The sequence below is a fragment of the Pseudomonas sp. LBUM1679 genome (assembly GCF_059695565.1).
In genome coordinates this window covers 5,693,332-5,707,282 of the sequence record NZ_CP166774.1, presented here as the reverse complement: position 1 = coordinate 5,707,282, position 13,951 = coordinate 5,693,332, and the positions used below count along the sequence as shown (strand labels likewise).

General features: G+C 60.3%; 17 protein-coding genes. 14 read left to right on the top strand and 3 right to left on the bottom strand.

The annotated features are described in order from the left end of the window. Positions 1-9: 9 nt before the first annotated feature. The 4 genes from ACA062_RS25995 to ACA062_RS25980 all read left to right on the top strand — a co-directional run bounded on the left by ACA062_RS25995 (position 10) and on the right by ACA062_RS25980 (position 3,414). A complete protein-coding gene (locus tag ACA062_RS25995; protein WP_497453613.1) occupies positions 10-1,104 on the top strand; it encodes a serine hydrolase domain-containing protein in 1,095 nt (364 codons plus the stop codon). Beyond that, positions 1,101-1,430 (top strand): amidase, encoded by a 330-nt coding sequence (locus ACA062_RS25990; RefSeq protein ID WP_497453612.1) that lies wholly within the window; start codon positions 1,101-1,103, stop codon positions 1,428-1,430. The genes ACA062_RS25995 and ACA062_RS25990 overlap by 4 nt, the downstream gene beginning before the upstream one ends. 234 nt (positions 1,431-1,664) lie before the next feature. Next, positions 1,665-2,255 (top strand): YceI family protein, encoded by a 591-nt coding sequence (locus ACA062_RS25985; protein WP_497453611.1) that lies wholly within the window; start codon positions 1,665-1,667, stop codon positions 2,253-2,255. A 1-nt stretch (position 2,256) separates the two neighbouring features. Beyond that, the gene (locus ACA062_RS25980; RefSeq protein ID WP_497453610.1) at positions 2,257-3,414 is read left to right on the top strand and encodes a phospholipase D-like domain-containing protein; all 1,158 of its coding nucleotides are present in this window, start codon (positions 2,257-2,259) and stop codon (positions 3,412-3,414) included. A 131-nt stretch (positions 3,415-3,545) separates the two neighbouring features. Here ACA062_RS25980 and bglX read toward each other — a convergent pair whose 3' ends face one another. Then, a complete protein-coding gene (gene bglX, locus ACA062_RS25975) occupies positions 3,546-5,837 on the bottom strand; it encodes a beta-glucosidase BglX (RefSeq protein ID WP_497453609.1) in 2,292 nt (763 codons plus the stop codon). Between the two features lie 238 nt (positions 5,838-6,075). Here bglX and ACA062_RS25970 point away from each other — a divergent pair, with 238 nt between their 5' ends. The 5 genes from ACA062_RS25970 (at position 6,076) to ACA062_RS25950 (ending at position 8,929) form a co-directional block, all read left to right on the top strand. Then, positions 6,076-6,687 carry a LemA family protein gene (locus ACA062_RS25970; RefSeq protein ID WP_497453608.1) on the top strand — a complete coding sequence of 204 codons (612 nt, stop codon included), beginning with the start codon at positions 6,076-6,078 and terminating at the stop codon, positions 6,685-6,687. 43 nt (positions 6,688-6,730) lie between these two features. Further along, on the top strand, positions 6,731-7,492 hold the full coding sequence (locus ACA062_RS25965) for a TPM domain-containing protein (RefSeq protein WP_497453607.1): 762 nt from the start codon (positions 6,731-6,733) through the stop codon (positions 7,490-7,492). A 39-nt stretch (positions 7,493-7,531) separates the two neighbouring features. Next, positions 7,532-8,149 carry a TPM domain-containing protein gene (locus ACA062_RS25960; protein ID WP_497453606.1) on the top strand — a complete coding sequence of 206 codons (618 nt, stop codon included), beginning with the start codon at positions 7,532-7,534 and terminating at the stop codon, positions 8,147-8,149. Positions 8,150-8,283: 134 nt separating this feature from the next. Next, the gene (locus ACA062_RS25955; protein WP_497453605.1) at positions 8,284-8,586 is read left to right on the top strand and encodes a helix-turn-helix domain-containing protein; all 303 of its coding nucleotides are present in this window, start codon (positions 8,284-8,286) and stop codon (positions 8,584-8,586) included. Beyond that, the gene (locus ACA062_RS25950; protein WP_497453604.1) at positions 8,573-8,929 is read left to right on the top strand and encodes a putative holin; all 357 of its coding nucleotides are present in this window, start codon (positions 8,573-8,575) and stop codon (positions 8,927-8,929) included. Before ACA062_RS25955 ends, ACA062_RS25950 begins: the two co-directional genes overlap by 14 nt. A gap of 87 nt (positions 8,930-9,016) precedes the next feature. Here the strand turns inward: ACA062_RS25950 and ACA062_RS25945 are convergent, their stop codons facing one another. Beyond that, positions 9,017-9,442 carry a helix-turn-helix domain-containing protein gene (locus ACA062_RS25945; protein WP_497453603.1) on the bottom strand — a complete coding sequence of 142 codons (426 nt, stop codon included), beginning with the start codon at positions 9,440-9,442 and terminating at the stop codon, positions 9,017-9,019. A gap of 299 nt (positions 9,443-9,741) precedes the next feature. Here ACA062_RS25945 and ACA062_RS25940 point away from each other — a divergent pair, with 299 nt between their 5' ends. The 3 genes from ACA062_RS25940 to ACA062_RS25930 all read left to right on the top strand — a co-directional run bounded on the left by ACA062_RS25940 (position 9,742) and on the right by ACA062_RS25930 (position 11,722). Beyond that, a complete protein-coding gene (locus tag ACA062_RS25940; RefSeq protein ID WP_497453602.1) occupies positions 9,742-10,026 on the top strand; it encodes an Ogr/Delta-like zinc finger protein in 285 nt (94 codons plus the stop codon). Then, positions 10,023-10,385: a hypothetical protein gene (locus ACA062_RS25935; RefSeq protein WP_497453601.1), complete on the top strand. Its 363-nt coding sequence runs from the start codon at positions 10,023-10,025 to the stop codon at positions 10,383-10,385. The genes ACA062_RS25940 and ACA062_RS25935 overlap by 4 nt, the downstream gene beginning before the upstream one ends. A 131-nt stretch (positions 10,386-10,516) precedes the next feature. Further along, positions 10,517-11,722 carry a class I SAM-dependent methyltransferase gene (locus tag ACA062_RS25930; RefSeq protein WP_497453600.1) on the top strand — a complete coding sequence of 402 codons (1,206 nt, stop codon included), beginning with the start codon at positions 10,517-10,519 and terminating at the stop codon, positions 11,720-11,722. A gap of 72 nt (positions 11,723-11,794) precedes the next feature. Here the strand turns inward: ACA062_RS25930 and ACA062_RS25925 are convergent, their stop codons facing one another. Further along, positions 11,795-12,685 (bottom strand): DMT family transporter, encoded by an 891-nt coding sequence (locus ACA062_RS25925; protein ID WP_497453599.1) that lies wholly within the window; start codon positions 12,683-12,685, stop codon positions 11,795-11,797. A gap of 305 nt (positions 12,686-12,990) precedes the next feature. Between ACA062_RS25925 and ACA062_RS25920 the strand changes: the two genes are divergently transcribed. Beyond that, complete coding sequence (locus tag ACA062_RS25920; protein ID WP_497453598.1) at positions 12,991-13,572, top strand: DJ-1/PfpI family protein; 582 nt, start codon at positions 12,991-12,993, stop codon at positions 13,570-13,572. A 14-nt stretch (positions 13,573-13,586) separates the two neighbouring features. Next, the gene (locus ACA062_RS25915; RefSeq protein ID WP_497453597.1) at positions 13,587-13,892 is read left to right on the top strand and encodes a ribbon-helix-helix domain-containing protein; all 306 of its coding nucleotides are present in this window, start codon (positions 13,587-13,589) and stop codon (positions 13,890-13,892) included. Positions 13,893-13,951 lie beyond the last annotated feature (59 nt).

Sequence of the window (13,951 nt, the reverse complement as noted above, 5' to 3'; positions counted from 1 at the left end):
GCCCCCACCATGTTCAAAGGCTTGCCCCTGCTGTTCCTGCTACTGCTCAGCCTCACGGCCCACGCCGAAGACTGGCCCGCCGAACAATGGACAACCGGCCCGACAGTCTCCGGTCCGGCGCTTCAAGCCTTGGAGAACTACGCCTTCCCACCTCGCAACGACAGCACCCGCCAAGGCATCCGCACCGATGCCTTGCTGGTGATCCGCGACGGTCAACTGATCTACGAACGCTACGCCGGTCCGACCACTGCCGATACCCCGCACCTGACCTGGTCCATCAGCAAAAGCCTGATGGCCACGGTTCTCGGCGTGGCCTATGGCGAGGGCCTGTTCAGCCTGCAGGATCCGGTGTTGAAGTTTTATCCGCCGTTGCACAGGCATCCCACCATGACCATGGCCGATCTGCTGCACTGGGCGTCGGGGCTGGACTGGCAGGAAGACTATGAATACGCACCGTTGAAGTCGTCGGTGGTGGCCATGCTCTACACCCGTGGCCACCAGGATATCGCCGCGTTCACCGCTGACCACGACGACTACGCCCAGCCCGGCCAGGCCTTCCGTTATTCCAGCGGTGACACCAATCTGCTGTCGGCGGCACTGAAAACCATCGTCGGTCCGCCCCGATACCCGGACTATCCATGGACTGCACTGTTCAATCCCTTGGGGATTCACCACGCCGTCTGGGAAACCGACGCCACAGGCACGTTTGTCGCCTCGTCCTATGCCTACCTCACCGCCCGGGACCTTGCACGCGTCGGCCTGTTGATGGCCCGCGACGGACGCTGGGGCGATCGACAAGTGTTGCCCAAGGAGTGGGTCGCCTTCAATCGCGAACCTTTCGCCCGCTATCAGGCCAATCAGGACGAAGCGGTGCCTGGCGGCCATTGGTGGCTCAATCGCTCAATGAATGGTGCCGCAAAACCCTGGCCCGCCGCCCCCGCCGACACTTTCGCTGCATTGGGCCATTGGGGACAGGCGATGTACGTGATTCCGGGCGAAAACCTGGTGATCGTTCGCTACGCCGATGATCGCGACGGCAGTTACCGACACAACGAATTGCTCAAGCTCGCGCTCAAGGCCTTTGTCGCGAAGGGGCAGCCATGAAGGGCCAGGGTTTTGTCCGGCGCCATCCGTTCAACACGTTGTGGTTGATCCTGTCGATCGTCGTGCTCGGCTGGATCTGGCACGAGCGGGTGGCGCTGTGGGCGTTCCCGGACATCATCAGCGCCTACACCGCCAAGGAGTATTGCTCATGCCGGTACGTGATGGCCAACGACGCCGAGTATTGCCATGGCTATGTGAAGCAGTGGGTGCCCGTCAGCGGGTTTACCGATGACGCGGCGAGCAAGCGCGTAACGGTCAGCGGCATGGGGCGCAGCAATAGCGCGGTGTGGGTTGGTGAGCGGCAGGGCTGCCGCCTGTCTCCATAAGTGCGGTGATGTTTCTGTGGCGAGGGAGCTTGCTCCCGCTGGAGTGCGAAGCACTCCCAAAATCAGGCGACAGATTTCTTCAGGCTGTACGCATGGTCAGGTTTTGCGACTGCTGCGCAGCCGAGCGGGAGCAAGCTCCCTCGCCACAAAGGCTGGGTTGCGGTGACGGACAGTTTGCATCTGGCTCACGGACGGTTAAGGTTCGCTCAGGTTTATTTGCCCCCACGAGTCTCTATGTTCAACCGCCCCCTCTTCAAAACCCTCGCGTCCCTGCTGCTGGCCGGCACTGCATTGTCGGCTCAGGCCAATTGGTACCTGGACGGCGAGTCCTCGCGGCTGTCCTTCATCAGCACCAAAAACGCCAACATTTCCGAAGTGCAACGCTTTCTGGTACTGCACGGCAAGGTCAGCCCCACGGGCCTGGCCGAGGTGGAAGTCGAGCTGGAGTCGGTGAACAGCGGCATTCCCTTGCGCGATGAACGCATGCGCAAGGAGCTGTTCCAGATCCAGACATTCCCCGAAGCGTTGATCACCACGCAAATCGATCTGCGCCCGATCAATGACCTCGCGCCGGGTGCACAATTGGAATTGCGTTTGCCGTTGACGGTCGACCTGCATGGCAAGCAACACCACTACAATGCCGAACTGCTGGCGACCCGCCTCGATGATCGACGCTTTCAGGTCGTGACCCTCGAACCGCTGGTGATCAATGCCGAGGATTTCGACCTGGCACCCGGCCTGGAAAGCTTGCGCAAGGTCGCCGGCTTGTCGGCCATCAGTCTGTCGGTACCGGTGGGTGCGGTACTGATTTTCACGGCGCGCTGACATGGCCGGCGCAATTTTCCCCTGGCGTGAAGGCAATGCTTTTGAACTGCTGATCGACGGCCCGCAGTTTTTTCCGCGGATGCTGGTCGCGATTGCCCGCGCCGAAGAACAGGTGGAGCTGGAGCTGTACCTGGTGGAGGCGGGTGCCTGTGCCGAGGCCATGGTCCAGGCGCTGGTCCAGGCCGCCGAGCGCGGTGTGCGGGTCCGTTGCCTGTTTGACGATTACGGCAGTCTGGCGTTCACGCTGACCCTGCGACAGCGGCTGATAACCGCGGGTGTCGAGCTGCGATTCTACAATCGCCTGAGCTGGCGACGCTGGGTGGGCAACTTCTACCGCGATCACCGCAAGCTGTTGCTGGTCGACCAGTGTCTGGCAGTGGTCGGCGGCACGGGCGTGACCGATGAATTCTGGACGCCGGGAGAAGACATCAGCGAATGGCACGAAGTGATGGTGGAAATCAGCGGCCCGCTGGTCATCGACTGGCAGTTGCTGTTCGATCGCCAATGGATCGCCAACCGCCATCGCCGTGCCTGGAAACCGGCGTCGAACTTCGGCTTGCCGCGTCTGCCGCGCATGCCGTCCATGGGCGAGGGCATGGGCCGGGTCGCGTATGCCGACGCCCGTCAGCACCGGGACATCCTGCAATCGCTGATTCGCGCACTGAACAGTGGCCAGCGGCGGATCTGGCTGGCCACCCCGTATTTCTTGCCGACCTGGAAAGTGCGGCGCTCATTGCGCCGGGCGGCTTCCCGCGGCATCGATGTGCGCCTGCTGCTGACCGGGCCTCGCACCGATCACCCATCGGTGCGCTACGCCGGGCATCGCTATTACCCGCGATTGCTCAAGTCGGGGGTGAAAATCTTCGAATACCAGCCCTGTTTCCTGCACCTGAAAATGGTGCTGGTCGACGACTGGGTGAGTATCGGCTCATGCAACTTCGATCACTGGAATTTGCGTTTCAACCTCGAAGCCAACCTTGAAGCGCTGGATGCAGGGCTGACACGTGCGGTGACGGCGAGTTTCGAGAAGGACTTTGCCCTGAGCCAGGAGGTCAGCCTCGAGGCGTGGCAACGCCGGCCATTATGGCGGCGGGTCAAGCAGAGGGTGTGGGGATGGGTGGATCGACTGGTGGTGAATCTGCTGGATCGACGAGGGTAGTCGTCACACCGAAGAGCTCTGTGGGAGCGGGCTTGCCCGCGATGGCGGTGTAACAGTCAACATAGATGTTGGATGTTATGGCCTCATCGCGGGCAAGCCCGCTCCCACAGGGTTTGGTGTTGTTTCTAGGATTACAGCAGTTCGAAGCTCTGCTGCGTCACATCCTGGGAATCCAGGCCGATCTGCACATTGAACTTGCCCGGTTCCGCCACGTACTTGAGCTGGGCGTTGAAGAACTTCAGATCGTCCTCGGTGATGGTGAAGTGCACGACTTTTTGTTCACCGGCCTTGAGCATGATTTTCTGGAAGTTCTTCAGCTCCTTGACCGGTCGGATCATCGAGCCGGTCACGTCCTGGATGTACAACTGCACCACGGTTTCGCCGTCGCGCTTGCCGGTGTTTTTCAGCATGACGCTGGCATCGAGCTTGCCGGTCTTGTTCAGCGTGGTCGAGGACAAGGCCATGTCGGTCAGGCTGAAATCGGTGTAGCTCAAGCCAAAACCGAACGGGAACAGGGGACCTGTGGTGTCATCGAAATACTGCGAGGTGTAGTTGCCCGGTTTGCCTGGCGTGAACGGCCGGCCGATGCTCAGGTGGTTGTAGTAGGTTGGAATCTGCCCCACCGAGCGCGGGAAGGTGATCGGCAGTTTGCCCGACGGGTTGTAGTCGCCGAACAGCACGTCGGCGATGGCGTTGCCGCCTTCGGTACCGCTGAACCAGGTTTCCAGGATCGCGTCAGCCTGTTCCTTCTCTTCGAGAATCGACAGTGGGCGGCCGTTCATCAACACCAATACCAGCGGTTTGCCGGTGGCTTTCAGTGCCTTGATCAACTCGCGCTGATTGACCGGAATATTCAGGTCGGTACGGCTCGACGACTCATGGGACATGCCACGGGACTCGCCCACGGCTGCCACCACCACATCGGCGTCCCTGGCGGCTTTCACGGCCTCATCGATAAGCACTTGGGCCGCACGCGGGTCGTCCACCACTTCCGGGGCATCGAAGTTGAGGAAGTTCAGGTAATCGAGGACTTTCCTGTCGCCAGTGATGTTGGCGCCACGGGCGTAGATCAGCGTCGACTGTGCGCCCAGCGCATGGGTCATGCCGTCGAACAGGGTCACCGATTGGGCCGGGCGGCCAGCCGCGGCCCAGCTGCCCATCATGTCGATCGGCGCCTTGGCCAGCGGGCCGACCAGGGCGATTTTCGCGGTTTTCTTCAGCGGCAGGGTTTCACCCTGGTTCTTCAGCAATACCAGGCTGCGGCGCGCGACATCGCGGGCCTCGGTGCGGTGCAGGCGGCTGTCGGCGTAGGTGTCGGCCGGGTCATCCTCTGCCTTGCCGATGCGCAGGTACGGGTCCTTGAACAGGCCCATGTCGTACTTGGCGTCCAGCACGGCACGCACGGCATTGTCGATGTCGCTCTGCTGGATCTCGCCGGCCTTCAGCAATCCTGGCAGTTCCTTGCCATAGAGCGTGTCGTTCATGCTCATGTGGATGCCGGCCTTGATGGCGAGCTTCGCGGCTTCGCGACCGTCACGGGCGACGCCGTGCTTGATCAGTTCGAAAATCGCCCCGTGGTCGCTGACGGCCAGGCCCTTGAAGCCCCATTGCTTGCGCAACAGGTCATTCATCAGCCAGGTGTCGGCGGTGGCCGGCACGCCGTTGATCGAGTTCAGTGCAACCATCACGCCGCCGGCACCGGCGTCGATCGCCGCGCGGTACGGCGGCAGGTAGTCCTGGTACATCTTGACCGGGCTCATGTCGACGATGTTGTAGTCGCGACCGCCCTCGACCGCGCCATACAAGGCAAAGTGCTTGACGCTGGCCATGATGCTGTCGGCCGCGTTCGCGCCACTGCCCTGCAAGGCCTTGACCATGACACCGGCGATGCGCGACACCAGATAAGTGTCTTCGCCGAAGCCTTCGGATGTGCGACCCCAGCGTGGGTCGCGGGAAATATCGACCATCGGCGCAAAGGTGATGTCGAGACTGTCTGCCGCGGCTTCCCTGGCGGCGACGCGCCCGGACAAACCGATGGCGTCCATGTCCCAGCTCGAAGCCAGGGCCAGCGGGATCGGGAAAATGGTGCGGTGGCCGTGGATCACGTCATAGGCGAAGAACATCGGGATCTTCAACCGGCTGCGCATGGCCGCGTCCTGCATCGGCCGGTTTTCCGGGCGGGTGATCGAGTTGAACGTGCCGCCGATGTTGCCGGCGGCGATTTCCTGGCGGATCAGTTCCCGAGGCATTTCCGGGCCGATGCTGATCAGGCGCAGCTGGCCGATTTTCTCATCGAGGGTCATTTGCTTCATCAGGTTGCCGATGAAAGCGTCCTTGTTCTCCAGAGGTGCGGGCGTCGTGGCGGCCAATACGGTATGACTGGCCAGGCTGACGAACAGGCCCAGCAAACACAGCTTCTTCATGAATGGTTTTCTCTAAAGCCTAAACGGCAGTGAATACGCGCCGGTCAGCCAAAATTTAGGGAGCGACTATTGTTGTTCAGGTAAATACAGGCACACTTCGGTAGTGTTTTTTGCGCTGGGGCATCTTTTAGCCCATTGGCTCGATGCAATCCAGTGGCGGCGCAAATTATGCCCCAAGAGCCGTCTTCAAAGTTCGCAGGTTGTTTTTCAACGGAATGTGCAAGGGAGCGTCAACCAGATGAACGTACGACACCACTATCGATACAGTCTGCGGGTCGCAGCCATGATGTTGCTGACCAGCTTGCTGGCCGGCTGCGGCATCAACAACATTCCGACCCTCGACGAACAGGCCAAGGCCGCCTGGGGCCAGGTGCAGAACCAGTACCAGCGCCGCGCCGACCTGATCCCCAACCTGGTGGAAACCGTCAAGGGCTACGCGCAGCATGAGCAGGAGACCCTGACCGCGGTGATCGAAGCGCGGGCCAAAGCCACGTCGATCCAGGTCGATGCCAGCACCCTGGATAACCCGGAGAAACTCAAACAGTTCCAGCAGGCCCAGGATCAGCTGACCGGTGCATTGAGCCGGTTGATGGTGGTCTCCGAGCGCTATCCGGACCTCAAGGCCAACCAGAACTTCCTCGCATTGCAATCGCAGCTTGAAGGCACCGAGAACCGCATCGCCGTGGCGCGCCGGGATTTCATTCTTGCGGTGCAAAAGTACAACACCGAAATCCGCACCTTCCCCGGTCGCCTGTGGCACACGGTGATGTACAGCGATCTGCCTGTGCGCGAGACCTTCGAGGCCACCAGCCCCGATGCGCAAAAAGCGCCTGAAGTGAAGTTCAAGTAAGCGCCGGTTCAGGTTAGATGCGTCACCATGGATGAGGTTGCCAATGCGCGTGTTGAAAGTTGGCCTGGTGCTGTTGCTCTGGGTGTTGGCCCTGACGGCCCAGGCCGAATTGAAGTTCCCGGAACTGACCGGGCGGGTGGTGGACAACGCCGGGATGATCGAGCCGTCGGTGCGCGAGCAGCTCACACAACAGCTCAACGCCCATGAAAAGGCCACCGGTGAGCAGTTGGTGGTGGTCACGTTGCCGGATTTGCAGGGCGCTGACATCGCGGACTTCGGTTATCAGCTCGGGCGCCACTGGGGCATCGGCCAGAAGGACAAGAACAACGGCGCGTTGCTGATCGTCGCCCGCGATGAGCGCAGGTTGCGCATCGAAGTCGGTTATGGCCTGGAAGAGCGCCTGACCGATGCGCAGAGTTCGGTGATCATCAATCAGGTGATCACCCCGGCGTTCAAGGCCGGCAACTTCAGCAAGGGCATCAGCGACGGGGTCGCGGCGATGCTGGTGGTGCTGGGCGGGAACCCGCTGGATGAGCCGTCCACGGTGTACGAGTCCCAAGGCGATCAGCAAAGCGACTTCGTTTCGCGGCATCCGGGGTTGTTGGTGTTTCTGGTGATGCTGTTCATCCTGACGATGTTCGTCTGCCAGGTGCTCGGTATCCTGCCAAGCGGTGGCGGTGGCGGCGGCGGCCGGGGCAGCTCGGGAGGCGGGTTTGGCGGTGGTGGTTTTGGCGGCGGAGGCGGCGGGGGGTTCAGTGGCGGCGGCGGCAGTTTCGGGGGCGGCGGTTCGTCGGGCGGCTGGTGATGACAGCGGTAAAACAATAGCGAACAGGCATCTTTGAACATGGCATTACTGACTGAACACGAACAACGCAAAGTCGCCGAGGCGATTGCCCGGGTCGAGCGCGATACCGACGCCGAACTGGTGACAGTGCTCGCGGCCCGTGCCGACGACTATGCCTACATCCCGTTGCTCTGGGCCAGTCTGCTGGCGCTGGTGGTGCCGGGTGTCGTGCATTACCTGACCGGCTGGCTGACCCTGCACAGCCTGCTTTTGGTGCAATGGGTCAGCTTCATCGTGCTGTGCCTGGTGTTCCGGATTCCGCAAGTCACCACGCACCTGATCCCGCGCTCGGTGCGTCACTGGCGCGCCTCGAACCTGGCCCGTCGGCAGTTCCTGGAGCAAAACCTGCACCACACCATGGGCAGCACCGGCATGTTGATTTTCGTCTCGGAAGCCGAGCGCTATGTGGAAATCCTGGTGGATGAGGGGATTTCGCAGCGCCTGGGTAACGAGAACTGGGACGCGATCGTGACCGCGTTCACCCAGCAGGTGAAACAGGGGCAGACCTTGCAGGGGTTTGTCACCTGCGTCGAAGCCTGCGGCGAATTGCTCAAGGTGCATGTGCCGGTGACCCATGTGCGCAATGAGTTGCCCAACCGGTTGGTGGTGCTTGGCTGAGGACTTTAATCTGTTTATGTAGCTCGCGACGCTACAACCTCCGCGCGTTGTCTGAGTGCAGGCCTGTCTTCAACATCTCTCTCTAACAGTGAGCGCCCGGTCAAGGGTGTTCTGACATAGAGGGAGTTCTTGTCATGTCAATGCATCAACCGCTCGACTCTTTTGCTTATGCAGTGCCCGGTGGCGCAGGAAATGCCCCGCCGGCCCGACTGACGGAGAAAGAAAAACAAGCTCTGAGCTGGTGCTACCAAGGGAAAACCTCCTGGGAGATCGCCAGGATTCAGAATTGCTCGGTCTCCACGATCAATTTCCACTTCTCCAATATCCGCCGCAAGTTTGCCGTCAGCTCGCGCCGTGTTGCTTTGCTCAAGGCCATTGAGACGGGCCTCATTGCTGTCGAAATGATCGATCCGCGAGGCACACATGAGCCTGACTGACTCGATCTACAACAGCCTCAGTGGGCTCATGTTGGGCCTGGGCATCGCGACGCTGCCCTCGATCGATGGCGAGGCCTTGTTCGGTGCGGCGCTGGGCGCGTGGCTCGTGACCACGACCGGGAGCAATTTCAAGGCCTGGCAGCGTATCGGTTCCTGGTTGCTGTCGGCGGGTGTCGGCTATCTGTTCACTCCCGTTGCGTTGGGGTTGGCCCCGTTCCTGACCGGGGGCGTGACGGCCTTTTTCTGCGCACTGATCGTCATTCCCATCAGCATCAAGCTGATGCAGTGGATTGACGGTGCCGGTATCGGCGAAATCATTCGGCACCTGCGGGGGCGGGGATGATGGGGGGTGAAATGATGGCGTTGGCAGCGGCAACATCATGCTGTTGTGGCATGCCTTGAAGTAACGGAATGTCGGCTTAGATGAACTTTATCTGTCGTCTGAATGTTGCAGTGCCGCGAGGGTAGAGGCCATTTCCGACAGCTTGAGTTCCATATCGCGCAGTCGCCATTTTTCTTCCAGTGCGTGTTGTATGGCACAGCGATCATCTTCGCTGAGCAGTCGCCAGAGCGCGAGAATGGTGTTTTCCCGTAAGTTGCTTTCTTGAGTGTCAGCAGGGGGCGCGGCCAGTGTATGGCGCAGGACAGGTCCTTCACCCAGTAGTAGCCAGTCGAGCGAGATGCCCCGTGTCTGCGCTATTTCTACGCATAATGAGTATGGCGTGCTGTCGCGTCCTTTCCAGCTGCTCAGTGTTTGAGGGCTGATCTGCAGCGCGGTTGATAACGAAGCATCGGTTTTAGTGCCTGTTATCAGCTTTAGGCGAGTCAGAACATCTTGTGATTTTTTGCTACTCAATTTGAGCCTCTTCCTTTTGACATATGCATTTTGAGTGCCTAAATTACGCGAAGTGCGTATTTTTTTCTTGTGAGTGATCAATCGTCAACTATGAATCAGGACACTACGATGTCGAAACTTCCTAATGGTATCAGGGTGATTTCCTACGAGCTTGACTCGTGCATATTACGGAGCTACCCATTGCACTTCCCTTTGTCTGGCAGACGCTATTTGCAAAACCGGCCCGGGGTGATCAATGTTTCAAGCAGTATTGCGTTTGATCCTGTTGATTGCCACCAGATCACCGCCAGGAGTCAAGCATGAGTACTTACAAAATGGTGTGTCCGCACTGCCTGAACCGGATGCGTATTCGTACCAGCGAGGGTCGTCATATTTTCCTGCGGGTGGCGTATCTGCAATGTACGTCGGAGGCGTGCGGCTGGTCGGTTCGGGCCGAGTTCGAAATGACCCATGAGCTTTCGCCCAGTGGCATGCCCAATCCGGCCGTGCACTTGCCCTGTGCGGGGCCCGACCTGCGTCGCGCGGCCCGGCCCGTTGCGGTGACGCCCTCGTTGGCGGAAACGCCACAGGAGTCGTTGGCATGAAGGACGGCGATGAACGCCAGGCATTGAATGAGGAGTTGCTGGCCGTCGCCCAGGCATTTCTGGCCCGCCATGAGGGCGACGGATTGATCGATGATCAGGTGCTGTTCTGTCGTGCGGTGAAGCACCTGGAGAGTATCGATGTGCCGATGCATCTGGCGGAAAGACTGGTCAGCCATGCCTATGGAGCGCTCAAGTCCAGCCAGGATCGCCGGCGTCTGGATATCTCGGCCAGCTCCGAAACCGTCGCCGTGGTCACTGATCCGGCCAACGGCCTGACCTGGGCGGTGCCGGTGGGGTTGATTGTCAAATACGTCATCAACTCGCCCATCCACCGTAAACTGCGGTTGGTGGAACCCTGAGGTTTCAACGGGTGTATTCAGGTCTTGGCGGCGTGGCCGGGACCTGTCGAAAAATAACCCCGTGCCGAAACGCCCTATCCCCCTTAAAATGGCGGTCATTCCCCAAATTTCCACGCCGAGACGTTTTCTACATGTCCGTTACCGCCAGCCTCACGCCGGATCATCACGCGCAGTTTATCGACCTGTTGACGACCAGTCTGAAGCAGAACGCTTTCATCAAGCTGGTGCTGGCCAAGTACGTTGGCACCGAGACCGAGCTGCAACGGCTGATCATCAAGCTACTGACGGTCAAGGATCAGCCCTGCCTGTCCTTCGTCTACCGTTACAAGACCCGCGACATCACCAAGAATCTGTCGCTTGCCGAGGGCATCGCGACCATCGCCGGGTTGCTGCCGGCCTCGTTCAAAAATGCGCATTTGCTGGCGTTGACTGACGAAGTCCAGCTCGAATACAGCAAAAAGGGCAAGTCTTCGCTGTTCAAGAGCAAACCTCAGCAATTACGCGAAGTGCCGTCCGCCGAACACAACCGCGAGAAAAACCGCTTTCTCGACCTGAGCCGGCCATTCCTCGCCGACCTCGGCGTGACCAATCGGCAACATGAACTGATCCCGGCGATGTCGCGCAAGTGGAAGCAGATCAACAAGTTCATCGAAGTCTTCAGCCACGCGTTGACCTCGTCGCCCCTGGCGCTGGACAAGCCGGTGCGCGTCGCGGATTTCGGTTCGGGCAAGGGTTATTTGACGTTCGCGATCCACGACTATCTGCGCAATACCTTGAAAGCCGAAGGCGAGGTGACCGGGGTCGAGCTGCGTGAAGACATGGTCACCCTGTGCAACACCGCGGCGGCAACGCTGGAGCATCCGGGGCTGGTGTTCAAATGCGGTGATGTGCGCAGCGTCGCGCCGAGTGAACTGGACGTGATGATCGCGCTGCATGCCTGCGACATCGCTACCGACTATGCGATTCACACCGGCATTCGTTCCGGGGCCTCGATAATCATGTGCTCGCCGTGCTGCCACAAGCAGATCCGCCTGCAGATCCAGAGCCCGGCGCTGCTCAAGCCGATGCTGCAATACGGCCTGCACCTGGGCCAACAGGCGGAAATGGTCACCGACAGTTTGCGCGCTTTGTTTCTGGAAGCCTGCGGCTACGAGACCAAGGTCTTCGAGTTCATTTCACTGGAGCACACCAACAAGAACAAGATGATCCTCGCGGTCAAGCGCGCCGAACCGGTGGACCCGGCTCAGCTGTTGGTGAAGATTCAGGAGCTGAAGGATTTCTACCACATCACGGAACACTGCCTCGAAACCTTGCTGCGGGCTGACGGTTACCTCTAACCCTGTAGGAGCCGGCTTGCCGGCGAAGGCGATCGCGAGGACGCCTTCGCCGGCAAGCCGGCTCCTACAGGATCATGCGGTGGCAATCCGTGCGGGGTTGACCGCCGTCTTGCGCCCCAACATCACCGTCACAATCACGCCGGCGGCAAACAGCCAGGTGATCGGCTCGACGTGTTCACCGAAGAACAATGCCGAAAACGCGATGGTGAAGAAGATCTGCAACAGCTGGATCTGACTGACCCGGGCAATGCCGCCCATGGCCAGCCCGGCGTACCAGGCAAAGAAGCCGATGAACTGCGAAAACAGCGAGACATAACCGAACGCCCACCAGGTCTTGGCCGAAATCTCGCCTTGATGTTGCAGCGCCAGATACAGCACCGGTCCGATCAGCAGCGGGGTCGACAGCACCAGCGCCCAGCAGATGACCTGCCAGCCGCCCATTTCCCTGGCCAGCCGGCCGCCTTCGGCGTAACCCAGGCCGCCTGCGGCGATCGCCCCAAGCATCAGCAAATCACCGGTCTGAATGCTGCCGGCACCGCTGATCAACGCATACCCGAGCACCAGCGCGCTGCCCAGTGCGGCACAGGCCCAGAAGGCTTTCGACGGTCGTTCATGGGACAACCAGGCGGCATACAGCGCCACGCACAGCGGTTGCAGGCCGTTGACCAGCGCACCGTGGGACGCCGGCAAGGTTTGCATGGCCCAGGCCGAGAGTACCGGGAAGCCGAGGATCACCCCGGCAATCACCAGGCTCAGGCCTCTGACCTGTTTCCACGTTGGCCATTGTTCCCGGCGCCACAGCAACAACAGCGCCGCCGGAACCGCCGCGAACAGCGCACGGCCCAGGCCGTTGAGCAACGGATGGAGTTCCTGCACGACGATCCGTGTGAAGGGCAGGGTGAGGCTGAAGATCACAACGCCGAGCAGGCCGAGGGCCATGCCGGTGTTTTCGCGCGAGGACATGATGGCAACCGGAATCGAAGGTGGCGGGAAGAGCCTTCATCTAGCCATAAACCGTGGTGTCTGCGCTGTTACAGCTAGGTGCAGAGTTATCCGTACAGTTGGGGGTAATCCCCCCAACGTAGGAGCTGGCTTGCCAGCGAAAGCGGCCTTCCAGCCAACATTTTACTGGCTGACACACCGCTTTCGCTGGCAAGCCAGCTCCTACAGGGTGATCAGCGTAGTAGTCGGGTATTACCTGCCATGCAGATTAAGGGCTACCTTGAATACTCCTGCGAGCCCACCTGTTCCCCAGAGGAGTCCACCCCATGGCTGCCAAGAAAATTTTGATGCTGGTCGGCGATTACGTCGAGGACTATGAAGTGATGGTGCCCTTCCAGGCACTGCTGATGGTCGGTCATACGGTGCACGCCGTTTGCCCGGACAAAACCGCCGGCCAGACCGTGCGCACGGCGATCCATGACTTCGAAGGCGACCAGACCTACAGTGAAAAACCCGGCCACCTGTTTGCCCTGAACTTCGATTTTTCCAAGGTTGCCGAAACGGATTATGACGCACTGCTGGTGCCGGGCGGTCGTGCGCCAGAGTACCTGCGCCTGAACGAAAAAGTCCTGGAGCTGGTGCGAGCGTTCGACAAGGCCGGCAAACCGATCGCTGCCGTGTGTCACGGCGCGCAATTGCTGGCGGCGGCGGGCATTCTGGAAGGTCGCGAGTGCAGCGCCTACCCGGCGTGTGCCCCGGAAGTGCGCCTGGCGGGCGGTACGTTCATCGATATCCCGGTGACGCAAGGTCACGTTCAAGGCAATCTGGCCACTGCCCCGGCCTGGCCCGCCCATCCGAGCTGGCTGGCCGGTTTCCTCGGCTTGCTGGGCACCCAAATAACGCTGTAACGAGGGACCTGTGCATGTGCGAGCTCTACGTCAAGGCCGATCCGATTCTCTACGAATCGCGCTCCCGCTCGCTGCGTATCTGCGGGGTGGTCACCACCTTGCGCCTGGAAAATCAGTTCTGGGACATCCTCGGCGAAATCGCCGAAGTCGACGGCATGACCACCAATCAGTTGATCGCCAAGCTGTATGAAGAGGTGATGGATTATCGCGGTGAGGTGGTCAATTTCGCTTCGTTTTTGCGGGTGAGCTGTACGCGATACCTGAGTCAGCGACGGGGGCAGATGCCGGCGTTATCGGTGGTGCGGGCGGTGGTGAAGTAGATTCGTTTTGCGGTGATCATGCAGGCCTCATCGCGGGCAAGCCCGCTCCCACAGGATTT